The following is a 14,348-nucleotide window of genomic DNA, read 5'->3' as shown; positions in this document are numbered from 1 at the left end:
TGCTGCATCGAGCATTGCCGCGGCTTTTAACAGCGATTTCCTACTATTTTTGTAGGAATCCAATCGTTTTTATATATACGATTTCGTTGCAAACCCGCAAATAACTATGTCAATATAGATTTTTACAGGAATTTGGAAAAAGAAGGGAACCTCATACTATTTTTCCTATCTTGCGAGTTGTGATGCCCCTATGATGGTTTTTTAGGTGACCATCGACCCATCCTGCAGCGGTGGATTTGGTGACCTTTGGAATTACGCACTTCATCGATTAGCAACACGGGTAGGGGATGTCATGATGTTTGGCAAGTTAGCACGTAGAGATCGTCAACAGGACCGCAGGACTCGCGATTCGAAACGACGTCGACTTACAAACTTGATGTCGCGCAGACCACACATCGAGTCGCTCGAAGATCGAAGATTGCTGGCAGTGTTACTTCAGCCGACGACAGGGACGGTGTTAAACAACGTCGCGCAGGCCGATCAGTACTTCGACAGCGGCGGAATCGGTGGCAGCCTCACGTTAAGCGCCCAGCCTGGGAACTACATTAACAACGAAAATGGAATCCTGACGCTCGACAGTTCGGTTGGCATTCTCGAGGTTGACTTCACGGCGTTCCGCACCGAAGACTTCGCAATCGGTGCGGACGAGTTAGCAATCTTCGACGGACCCAGTACGGCCAGTCCAAGTCTTGGAGTTTTTCGCGGCACCGCGAGCCCTGGAACCGTCACCGCGTCCGGTAGCACACTGACGTTCAATTTCATCTCCGATGGCTCCGTCAATCGCGCTGGATGGGAAGCGGATGTCAATGTCTTTGCGCAGGATCTTATGATTGGGGGTACCGGCGGTGACGATGACATTACGATTGGGCTCAACGGGGCTGGTCAATTGGAGGTCACGATCGGTGGTGCGCCGGCTAACATTGCCCCGTATGGAATGTCACCTTTTGATACGACGTTTCTAAACTCGGTGACGGTTGTCGGTGGCGCTGGTGACGACTCGTTGACCATTGACCTCAGCAATGGACCGATCCCGGGGTTGTCGTTCGATGGTGGAACGCAAGCAACTACGGATGGTGACTCCTTAACAATCCTGGGCTCGTTTAACGACCAGATTTTAAATTACACCACGACCACGCCAGGCGAGGGCAATAACGGCAACCTTGATCTTGACGGCGCCGTGATCACCTACACCGGTTTGGAACCGATCAACGCCGGAAACGCGGCCAACACGATCTTGAATCTGCCGCTGGCCTTTTCCAACGACGCGACACTGCAGAACAGTGCCGCGACGGGCTTCATCGAGATCATCGATAACGGGGCGACGTTTGAAGATACGATCATTCCGAATCCCACCAACTCGCTGACCGTCAACCTTGGCAACGCAGGTGACCTGCTGAATGTCACGACTCTGGATCCTGGCTATGCCGCATCATTGATCGTCAATGGTGGATTTGATTTTGACACTGTCCTGCTCAATACGGTCAACCTAGACACGGCAAACAGTGGTCGCGGATTGTGGGTCACCGAAACCGAGAGTCTCAGCGTGACTGGTGGTACGATCTCGAACAACACCGCCCTCATTGGCGGCGGAATTTTGATCGACAACGCTACCGGCATTTTCGGGACCTTTGCCACCTTGGATGGCGTGACAGTCACCGGTAACACGGCGACCGGCGGAACGGCGCCGACGCAAGGGGGTGGTGGTGTCTTCAATCGCGGGGGCGGATTCTTAAATGTGGTCAATGGTTCGACGATCACAAACAACGTCGCCACAACCGGTAGCGGAAGTGGTGGCGGTATCTTTAGCAGTGGTATCCTGACCGTAGATAGCTCAACGATCAGCGGCAACAGTGCCAATCGTGCTGGCGGCGGTATCGAAATCTCGGGGATGAGTGGCACGACAACGTTGACCAACGTCACTCTGACCAACAATCAAGCCGTCGGCGCACCCGGTAACGGTGGAGGCATGCATATTTCCGGCACCGTTGACACGAACATCCTTGGCGGAACGGTCAGCGGCAACAGCGCTGCGTTGGAGGGTGGCGGCCTTTGGAACGGCAGCGGCACAATGACCATCGACGGTACCACGATCGATGGCAACACGGCCAGCGGTGATGGGGCAGACGAGGGCGGCGGCGGTATTTTTAACGAAGGCGGATTCGTTCAGCTCGGTGGCCTGCTTCCGGTATCCTCTATCACCATTACCAATAACGTTGCCGATGGGCTCGCGGGGAGCGGCGGCGGGATCTTGAACAACACTAACGGGGGCCTGTTTTCCATCGGTGCCACGATCAGTGGCAACGTTGCCAACCGGGCCGGTGGGGGTATCGAAGACAACTCGGGCGTTGGCGGATTTGTCGACTTGCAAAACACGCAACTGAACGACAATCGCGCGCTCGGCACCGGCAGTGCGCCGGGTAACGGTGGCGGGCTGCATGTAAGCGGACCTGGTAATGTAAACATCTTTGGCGGCACGGTCAGCGGCAACTCAGCTGCCGAAGAAGGTGGCGGCCTGTGGAACGGCTCCGGCACGATGACCATCGATGGCACCTCGATCGATGGAAACACGGCCAGCGGTGATGCGGTGGACGATGGCGGTGGCGGCATTTTCAACAACGGCGGCGTCGTTGATATCCTCAGCCCGATTTCGATTAGCAGCAACGTCGCCGATGGGGTGCTCGGTAGCGGTGGTGGTATCTTCAATGCCGATCCCGGAGTGCTCAATATCGCCCCGGGAACAGTCATATTCGGCAACAGTGCTCAGCGAGCAGGTGGTGGCATTGAGCACACGTCGAGTACGACACTCTCATTGACCGATGTCTTCATTGATTTCAATAGCGCGGTGGGAACCGATCCGACGTCGCCGGGTAACGGTGGCGGATTACACATCACCGGTACTGCCAACGTCGACATTCTCGGCGGCACGGTGTTTGGGAACAGCGCCGCTGAGGAAGGTGGTGGCCTGTGGAACGGTGGCGGCACGATGACCATCAACGGCACGACGATCGACGGCAACACTGCCAGCGGCGATGGATCGGACCAGGGAGGTGGCGGTATCTTCAATGCCGGTGGCACCGTCAATGTCGGCAGCGGATCGATCGTCTCCGGAAACTTTGCCAACGGACTCTCCGGTAGCGGCGGCGGAATCTTAAACGATACCAACGGTGTGCTTGTTGTCAGCGACAGTGCAATTGTGGGGAACGCGGCGGCTCGCGCAGGCGGGGGTATCGAAGACAATTCGGGGAATTCTGTGATATTCACCACCACCCTGACCAACGTCAATTTGGATAACAACACCGCCTCGGGAATGGGCAATGGCCCCGGCAATGGCGGCGGTCTTCACATCACAGGCACCGGCAATGCTCTGATCACCAACGGCACCGTCAATGGAAACAACGCCGCACTGGAAGGTGGCGGTCTCTGGAACGACACCGGACTGATGTTCATCGACGGGACATCCATCGACGGCAACACCGCCAGCGGCGATGCAGCCGACGATGGGGGTGGCGGTATCTTCAACAACGGCGGCACCGTGGCACTGACCAACGGCGTTCAGATCACTAACAACGTCGCCGACGGAGTGCTGGGTAGTGGCGGAGGTATTCTTAACCTCGGAACACTCAGCCTCGCCACTTCGGGAATCGTGATCACCGGCAACACGGCCGAGCGGGCTGGTGGTGGAATCGAAAATGCCTCGCCCCTGACACTCTCGCTAACCAATGTCACGCTCGACGGCAACAGTGCCTTGGGGACCGATGCGACGGCACCCGGTAACGGCGGCGGCTTGCACATCAGCGGATCAGCCGACGTGAACATCACTGGCGGCTCGGTCACAGGCAACAGTGCGGCCGAGGAGGGTGGCGGACTGTGGAACGACGGCGGCACGATGACGATCAATGGCACCACGATCGATGGGAACACCGCCAGTGGTGACGGAAGCGATCAAGGCGGCGGCGGGGTCTTCAACGCCGGCGGCATCGTCAACGTGACCGGTAACACATTGATCATTGGAAATGTCGCCAACGGTTTGGCCGGCAGCGGCGGCGGAATTCTTAACGACGTGGGCGGAACACTCTCAGTCGACAACAGCGCGCTGGCATTCAATTTGGCCAATCGTGCAGGCGGTGGTATCGAAGACAACTCCGGCTCAGGACTCGGAGTCACGCTACAGAATGTCAACTTGGATCTTAACTCCGCCACCGGCATGACCGCGCCGGGCAACGGCGGCGGTCTGCATGTCACGGGTACGGGTGATGTGAACATCTTTGGCGGCACAGTCATCGGCAACACCGCTGCCGAAGAAGGCGGCGGACTGTGGAACGGCGGCGGCACGATGATCATCGATGGGACGCTGATCGATAGTAACACCGCCAGTGGTGACGGAAGCGATCAAGGCGGCGGCGGAATTTTCAATAACGGCGGCGTCGTTGATATCGACAATGTGACGATCAGCGGCAACCTTGCCGATGGCACCCTCGGAAGCGGCGGCGGAATCCAGAACGTGGGCGGCTCGATCACCATCGATAACTCTTTGATCGACGCCAACACGTCGACTCGCGCCGGCGGCGGCATCGAGGACAACGCGGGTACCGGCATCGATATCACCGATTCGGTGATCCGTAATAACAATGCCGGCAATAATCCCGGTAACGGCGGCGGCATTCACATCTCGGGTGCTGGACTGGTGACCATTGACGGCAGCACCATTCATGACAACACCGCTGTCGAAGGCGGCGGTCTTTGGAATTCCGGAACTGGCACGTTCACCCTGACCAACACAACGATCTCGGGGAATACAGCAACCGGCAGTGATGGTGGCGGTATCTTCAATACCGACGGCGGTACTGTCATCACCGACAGTGTCACGATCACACTCAACGACGCTTCCACAGGCTTCGGCAGCGGTATTGCCGGAGGCACCGGTGGCGTCACGATCGAAAACACAATCGTTGCACAGAACCCCGGCAGTGGAACCGAAGAAAATCTCAGCGGTTCGATCAACAGCAACGACTTCAACCTGATTGGCGATGCCGATGATGGCACGCTGACCGGCTTGACCGTCAATACCATCTTTGGCGGCGACGCGTTACTGTTGCCGCTGTTGAACAATAGCGGGCCCACCCCGACACACTTGCCCGGCGCGGGTAGCCCAGTTATCGGATTCGGTGTGACCACACTGACTGTCGATCAACGCGACTTCGCGCGGCCGCAAGGATCTCAAGACGATATCGGTGCAGTCGAAGTCGATTTGAACGGATTCGTCATCAGTGCCGACAACTTGGCCTTCGGCAATGCGGGCGACGGCAATCCGGATGAGTTCTTGATCATCAACGATGGCAACGGGCTAACCGGAGATGTCCAGGTCTTCGTCAACTCGGTTTTGGTGTTCAGTGCGCCGAAAGCGACAACCGGCTTGATCTTGATCCGTGGTTCTGCTGACGACGATACGCTGGTAGTGGACAATAGCAATGGTCTGGTGGGCGCCAAGATCGTCTTCGACGGGGACGGGGTTGGTAATACCAGCGGAGAATTCCGAGCACCAGGCGGATTCGACGTGTTGCGGTTGATCGGCACGACATCAACCGACACCACCTACAATCCAGGTGAAACCTCCGACGCCGGTGCGGTGTTCCAAGAGAACAACCAATTGGTCCAACGCGTCGAGTTCTTCGGACTCGAACCGGTTCAAGTGATCGCTCCAGCCGGTGGCAACAATGTCTTGAACGTCGCGGCGGCGCCGTTGGGTGTTGGCTTCCCGCAAGCTCTCAACGCAGCCAATTCGATCAACTACACGCAAGGTCCTAACAGCAACGATCCAGTGGACCCGGTGTTTGCTGGAGCATTGACCGGATTAATCACCGTCGACGGATTCGAATCGCTTGAGTTCGCCAACTTTGAAGTGTTGAACATTGATGCCGGAGCAGGCAGTGACGAGATCAACTTGAATAACCCAGTCACACCTGATGAGCTCGGTGTGATCAACGTCGCCGGGGGTGATCCGACCGCAAGCGATACAGTGATTGTCAATGGCACCGCAGCGCAAGACACGATCGTGGTCGATCAGTTAACCGCCGATGGTGCAAGAATCACAGGGGCTCAGACGGTGCCTGTGGTGGTTACGACCACCGAACATCTGATCATCAACGGCCAGGGTGGCGACGATGCACTGACCTACACCAGTCCCGGCCCAGGCGCGGAAATCACCTTCAGTCCGGGCGTGAACGTTGACTCGGGTACGATCACTGCCGACGCTTTCGTCGGCAATCCGCTGCTGCCTGTGGAGTTTAAAAGTCTCGATGTCGGGGGCAGCTTGGCCTTCGTCAACTCGGGCGGTGGCCGGAGCGACGGACTGGACATCATCGGCACCGACAACGACGATCTGTTCAGCCTGACCAGCACAGGCACAGTGCTGATTCAGAAGCCGGCCTTCGCGGTAGACGTAACATTGCCGATTTCAACGGACGGCGTCACGTTCCTGCGGCTGATCGGCCTTGACGGAGATGACACTTTTAGTGTGCAAGGCGATCACCCGATTGACACGGGCGTCGAGGTCCAAGCCGGCAATCCGAGTGGCGGCAGCGACGTGCTGGACTTCGTTGGCAGCGGTCTCGGCGAAGTAACGGTCGACTTAAACGCACAGACGATTACTGAAGCTGGGTTTACCCCTGTATCGTTTACGGGTGTAGAACAGGTCAACATCGATGCGAACGCTGTATTGACAGTCAACGGCGGGGCTGCGAATGACACAATCAATGTGACGCCGATCAACGGTGGTAACGATGGCTCGTTCGATCACAACCAATCGGCCGGCATTGCCTTCAACTACACCGATGCGACTACAGTCACTTTCAATGGCGGTGGCGGTGTCGATGAGTTGAACATTCTTGGCGATGCGGCAACCAATACGATCACTTCGGCCGCCAGTGCAGTGATCGTCGATGGCAGCACGATCACGGTTGGAACTGACCTGGAATCGCTTTCGGTTTCTGGACTCGCAGGCGATGACAACATCGACTTGACCAACCTCGTCTTTGTCGGTGCGATCACGATTTCCGGTGGCCTCGGCGACGACACGCTCACCGGCACCGCACAAGCGGACATTATCTCCGGTGGTGCGGGCAATGACACGATCACCGCTCTGGCAGGCGACGACGTGATCGATGGCGGTGACGGAAATGATTCGGCTGTCGGTGGGACCGGCATCGACACATTCAACGGCGGTGCCGGCAGCGATACCTTCACTTGGAATCAAGGTGACGGCAGCGACGTGATCGAAGGGGGCGACGGAATCGACGTCCTGCTGTTCAACGGTGCAACCGCCGCTCAGCTCGCTAACGAAACCTTCACGGTTCGAGCGAACGATCCTACCTCCGGCGTCGGTTCACGACTGCAACTGCTGCGTACTCAAGGCAATGTGCTGATCGATACCGCGGGTGTGGAAACGCTCGACCTCAACTTGGCTGATGGCGTTGACACAGTAACAGTCGACGACTTGACTGCGACCGACCTTCGCTCGCTCAATCTTGCTATGGGTAGCAGCGACGGCGCCACCGTCACAGTCAACGGTCGAAATACCGCGGATGATTTGAATATTTCCAACATCACTACCAGTTTCCTGGCAGCTGGCATCGGCGTGTTCGGATTGTCCTACGATGTCAATCTGGTTCTTCCCGACAACACTGACACGCTGATTGTCAACGGCAATGATGGCGATGACTCAATCAAGGCCACCGCAGGTGTCGAAACCTCCATCGGCATTACGCTCAATGGCGGTGCGGGCGATGACTTCCTGTCGGCCGATGCAATCCTCAATGGTGGTGCGGGCAATGACACGCTGATCGGCGGCGCGGGTGCGGATACGATCAACGGCGGCGACGGTGACGACATCATCGATGGTCGTGGCGGTGCCAACGCAATCGACGGTGGTTTGGGAACCGATACGATTCTGGTCAGTGGCACATCTGCGGGCGAAACGATTTCCACCGTCCACGCTGGCGGAGCATTCACGATCACTGGCGGATTGTCGGCGGGAACGAACACGATCACTGGAATGGAACAGGTTCGGATCGAGGCTGGCGACGGCAGCGATACGATCAACGTCACCACCGATGGTGATGGCGGCTTGAACTACAACATTCTTGGTGGCAATCCGATTGGTGCCGTGGGCGACACGTTGAACGTGACATCGGCAAATGCCCTGACGTTCATGGCGGGACCAGAAAAAGATTCCGGTGCTTTCACCGACAACGTGACGGGCAACATCATCAGCTTTGACGAGATCGAAGCGATCGGTGTGACCCTCGCACCGGCGGGTGCGATTGTGATCATGGGCACTGGCGCCGATGACGACATTACGGCCGTCGGCATTGCTCCGAACACGGTCAACGTGACGGTCAACGATGGTCCCACGATCACCTATGTCGGCGTCTCCACATTGACGCTACAAGGCAAAGAAGGTGACGATGATATCACCATCGATGTCGATGTCCCAGCTCTCGGAGTTACCTTCAATGTTGACGGTGGCCTGCCAACCGCCGGTAGTGATAGTCTGCGTGTGACGGGTGTCGATGGAGTAGATGACACACCAAACTGGACCCCGAATGCGGCTGACGGCGGCGTGCTGACGTTGGCTGGTCAAGCGCCAATCAACGTCACGGCAATCGAACAGCTATTCTATGACGGTGAGGCCGACGATGATACGCTGACCGTCGTTGGTACCGCTGCGGCAGACACCATCGTCCATACACCAGGCACTGTAGCCGATGCGGGGACTTTGCGTGTCAATAGTCTGCTAGGCATTGCCTACGAAGACCTGGGATCAACTTCGACAATCACGGTTGACGGTGCGGGAGAAGCAGCCGGCAGCAGTGACCGACTGATTGTCTTGGGCACGATAGGAAACGACGTCCTGGAGGTCGCTGCGACCTCTGGTGCGGTCACACTCCGCGATCCGGCCAGGGCATTGGTGCATCGGCCACTTAATACGTTGAACATCGAAGCGCTAACGCTCGACGCACTTGACGGTGACGATTCGTTTGTCATCAACACGCCACAACCGTACTCGCAAATATCCATCGCAGGCGGCAGCCCTGGTGGTAGTGACCGCTTGAACGTCATTGGTGCCGTGGATGTTGATGAAGCCTTCAGTGTCTCACCGGGTTTCATTCGTGGAGAAGGCAGTGTCAACGTCAATGCGCTGAGCATTCCCTATCGCGGTATCGAACACTTGCTGCTGGGTGACCTGCTAGTCAACGGCGCCGGCGCAACTGACTCACTCGTCATCAACGACGACTTCAGTGACAACACTTGGAATGTCGGTGGTGGCCTCGTTGGCGATCTGGTCCAAATTGAAGGTCGTGAGTCGATCGACATTAGCGCGTTCAATACGGTTGAACTGGTCAACCAGTCCGGTACTGACCTGTTCCGCATCGCTCCCACAAGGATGACGTTCGGTTTCAACACTTCATTCACCGTCACGGGCAGCGCCGCCGCTGTCGTCGACGACGTTCTCGAATTGATCGGCACACCCGCCAACGATGTCGTAACATCGACAGATAACGTTGTCACGGTGAACGGCATTGGCATCACTGTGGGTGCGAACCTTGCTGAGGTTAGCGTTCAAACCCTCTCGGGCAACGACAACATCACACTCGCGCTGGCACTGCCCGGTGTGCGTAAAGTTGTCGATGCAGGTGACGGAGATGACACTATCGATGTTTCGACGATGCAAGATGCCACGATTTTTGGCGGCAATGGTGACGATAATATCATCGGTAGCCCACTCGCCGATTTGATCTTCGGTGGTGCCGGCAACGATACCATTCTCGGGCTTGGTGGTGACGATACAATCTATGGTGAAGACGGAAATGACGTGGTCACCGGCGGCACTGGCAGCGATCGCTTCTTCGGCGGCGATGGCAGTGACACGTTCATTTGGAATCAAGGCGACGGCAGCGACTTGATCGAAGGTGATGGCGGCGGAGCCGACGTGGTTCGGTTTAACGGCGCGACCGCGGCTCAAGTGGCGACCGAGAATTTCGTGTTGTCAGCCAATACGGCTGCCCCTAACACCGCGGCTCGCCTGCTTTTGGCTCGAACCCAAGGCGGCGTCAACTTGGATATCGCCGGTGTCGAACAAGTTGACATCAATGGCGATACGGGAGTGGAAACGGTTGTTGTCAACGACTTGACGCAAACTGAGTTGAAGGTGCTGAACCTGAACCTCGGTGCGGCGGGTGACACTGAAGCAATTACGGTCAATGGACGAAGCACCGACGACAACCTGCAAGTCTCACTCGCAGGCGGAATTGTGAATGTTGCCGGGCTGTCCTACGACATCAATATCGGTGGAGCGATCGCTGAACCGGATGATGATCGCTTGACCGTCGCGGGCAACAACGGCAACGACGTGCTCACCATCGGAGACAACGTCGAAGGCACAATTGACGTGACACTCAGCGGTGGCGCAGGCAATGACCGCCTGACCGCTGGTTTGGGACACACCTCGACTGACACGATTCTTAACGGCGACGCAGGCAATGACTTCCTGCGTGGCGGATCGGGAAGCGACACCCTTAACGGTGGTGCTGGCGAAGATACGATCGTCGGAGCCGCGGGCAATGACACAGTCGATGGCGGAGCCGATTTCGACACGATTCTCATTGAAGGCACGTCCGGTAGTGACGCGATTGAAGTCCTCCAGACGTCACCGACGACGCTGCAGTACATCGTCAACGGTGTGACTGAGACGGATACGCTCGTCGCAGGAACCGTCGAAGCCACTCGCGTGCTGACGGGTGCTGGTACCGACTCGATCAAGGTCACCCAGGCCGATACTCTGACGGCGGCTAACAGCCTACGAGTCGATGTCGTTGGTTCCGAAGGAACCGAGTCGCTCGATCGATTGTATGTTGTCGATGATGGGCTTGGAGACATCGTTATCCTTCGTCAGCAAGCGGATGCAGCCAACGGCAGCTACCAGGTTGGAACACTCGCGCCAGTCGTCTTCACGGGAATCGCCTACAGTGACGTGATTCCCAAGGATGACATCACCGCAGGGACTGGAACCGACAACAATGGACGGCTGGTCGTATTCAAGTTCGACCGCTTCGAAAACAATAATACGCTCCCCAATGCGACGCATTTAGGCGGCGGCCAAGTTATCAACCTCGATCCGGTCATTGACCCAGGTGTGGTTGTGGCTGGTTCCACGCCAGATGCGGACTGGTATCAACTCGTTGCGGCTCAAACGGGGACCATTGATGTCCGCTTGCTGTTCGAGCAAGTCAATACGCTCGCCAACGGTCGACCGGGATTGCCGGGCAACGGGGATCTTGACCTTCGAATCTTTGATTCCAACGGCGACCCGATTGGTTCGAGTCTTTCCAGTACCAACGATGAACGGGTTACGTTCACGGTGGTGCAAGACAATGTCTATTTCGTCCGCATCGCCGGTGCCACCGCTGCCGCCATCAATACGTTTGACCTGACAATCGAAAACGAAGCGGCGCCTGTCCCGAACGTGGTTGATTTGATCGCGTTGGACGACTCTGGGCGGCATGATGACGACAATGTCACCAACGTCGCCACCGCTCGTTATGACATCTACCTCGACGACGATCGTCTAAACTCGTTCACCAACTTGGGCTTGGTGCCCGACACGACGAACAATGACGCGCAGGACACCGGGGCGGACTACGGCATTGAAGTGTTTAACAACGACGTGTCAATCGGCTTTGCGTTCTACACTGGCGACGGCAATCGTTGGAGATTCACTGCAACCGCGGGTGACTTGCAAGAAGGACCGAACAACTTCTTGTCAGCCGCCGTGTGGGTCCGAGATCGCTCGACTCCTCAGAACGTTGGCCGAGGTGAACTCGGTTCCGTCTTGAAGGTAACACTTGATACCACCGCACCATTGAGCCCGACGATCTCGCTGGATCCTGCAGTTACCGACAGCGGTATTCAAAGCAACATCGGCAGTTCATCGGATCGCATCACTAACGTGCGCACACCCGGATTTGTTGGCACGGCAGAAGCGGACGCTTTGGTCCGGTTGTATGCTGACGGTGCCGCAATCACGAACAACGTGATCGATGGTTCGGACGTTGCCATCGGGTTGACCGTCGCCGTTCCATTGGATGGAAACAGAGCCTTCCCAGACGGTCAATATCGTGCGACGTCGACGGCTGATTTGAATGTCGGCTTTACATTTGACGGCCAACGTCAGATCGGCGGTACCGCCGAGGATTTGGCTGGTAACGTATCGAACCCCACATTCCTGAACATTCTGCTGGACACGACCCCACCGATAGTCACCGGCGTCGACTATGCCGTCGGTAACACGGTGTTCGCCTCGAAGCCAAACTTGTCTCCCACCCCTGCAGTCGGTTCACTGCTAATTACGTTTGCAGGTGGCCCTCCCGCTGCCGCCGGACTGAGTTCGCCTGCAGTGGATCCCGGACTCGCTGCGGACGTTCGCAACTACAAACTGGTCGGCGATCACTCGGGACAGGTACTGATCGACAATGCACTCATCGTCAGCTCGACGCCTGAGCAGGTCGTGGTGCGGATTCAGTTTGCCGCTCTATTGGCTGACGACCGCTACACGCTAACGCTGGACGATTCGATATCCGACGCTGCGGGTAATTTGCTCGATGGCGATTCTTCGGCACAGGCCCCGGGTACTCCAATCGCGGTGTTGCCATCGGGCAACGGCATTAGTGGTGGCGACTTTGCCGCCCGCTTTACCGTCGACAGCCGCCCCGAATTCGGTACGATCAGCCAAGGACTGGTTTATGTCGATATCAACGGCAACCATGTCTTTGATCCGGAGGGCCAAGACAATGATGCAACCAACCGCGACTTTGTCATGCAGTTCGGACAACTGTCCGACGCACTGTTCGCCGGCAACTTTGCCGACGGGGTCACAGGCGTTGCATCAGGCTTCGATAAACTTGGCGCCTACGGTCGCTTCAACGGTACGTACAGTTTCCTGATCGATACCAATGATGACGGAGTCGGTGATGTGGCCTCGATCATGCCCGGTCAATTCCAAGTCAACGGCATTCCTGTTGCAGGCGATTTCAGTGCGGCCAAAGATGGTGACGAAATTGGTTTGTTTGATGGCCAAGCTTGGTACTTGGACCTCAATGGAAACAACCAAATCGATTCGAACGAACGGATCGCGACGAACTACAACGGGCTTCCGATCGTCGGCGATTTCAATGGTGATGGAAACGATGACTTGGCCGTCTTTGTCAACGACACGAACCAGTTCATCTTTGACACCAACCGAGACGGTACCGGCGACTTCACCTGGGACGTTCGAGACGATTTCAATCGCTTCGGCGGACTGAGTGGGTTCACCGATCGTCCGATCGTCGGCGACATCAACCTGGACGGTATCGATGACATCGGAATCTGGGTGAAGGGACGTCAGGGCATTCTGCCGAAGGAACAAGGCGAAGTGTTCTTCTGGATCTCGGATCAAGTCGACAACAACCCTGCGAATGTGTTTGATGCGTATTCACCCGCACCGCTCGGTAACGACACGTTTGCCCAGTACGGCGACGAAACGGCACTGCCAATCTTCGGCAACTTTGATCCGCCGATCGCTTCGGCGAATGAGCCGACGAATCTGACGGGACTGACGAATAGCGAGAACCGTTACGATGTCAACAACGACGGCAAGGTCAGCGCATTGGATGCCTTGATTGTCATCAATGCGGTCAGCCGAGGATTGACCAATGCAGAGGCCAGTCAAGCACCGCGTCTGTTGGCCGCCGGAGGCAACTACTTGGACGTCGATTCGAATGAAATCGTGACCGCGTTCGACGCATTGCTGGTCATCAACGAAATCAATCGTCGCGGTGGAACCGGAAGCGGCGAAGGCGAATCAACTGCCAACCCGAGCAGTAACGACTCGTACTCCGCAGCAGTGGATGATGTCTTCGAACAAATTGCTCTCGATGACGATGAGACGGATTGGATCGCAGCCGACCTAGAAAGTCGACGGGGCGTGTTGTCGTAACGCCAATCGAGTTTGCCGCGGAATGACACGTACCAGTTTCGAGCAGGGCCGGTTCCCACCGGCCGTCCGAAATGGTTGCATGGAACGGCCGGTAGGAAATCAATCAAACTCTGGCACTTCTCGATGAACACCACCACTGGTTCCTAGGCTCCTGCCCAACGCCTTGAACGATTTCATAGTAGCCATCGTGCTTCTTTGGTGTAGCGGAAGTCGTCAACGGCTCGTTGATTTAGTGAGCCGTGACGCGTCAGCGGCCGGGTCCCACGCACTACCCGGTGCCTTACGGCCCACGGCTCACCGTTGCGATTTGCATTTG

General features: G+C 56.9%; 1 protein-coding gene. It reads left to right on the top strand.

Annotation, left to right across the window (positions count from 1 at the left end):
• The first annotated feature begins 376 nt into the window (after positions 1-376).
• The gene (locus tag SH528x_RS16140; protein WP_442511547.1) at positions 377-14,032 is read left to right on the top strand and encodes a choice-of-anchor Q domain-containing protein; all 13,656 of its coding nucleotides are present in this window, start codon (positions 377-379) and stop codon (positions 14,030-14,032) included.
• The last annotated feature ends 316 nt before the right edge of the window (positions 14,033-14,348 follow it).

It is taken from the genome of Novipirellula methanifontis (genome assembly GCF_052161655.1).
Lineage (GTDB): Bacteria > Planctomycetota > Planctomycetia > Pirellulales > Pirellulaceae > Novipirellula.
Note: the sequence above shows the minus strand (reverse complement) of the source record. Positions and strands in the feature narration are given on the sequence as shown.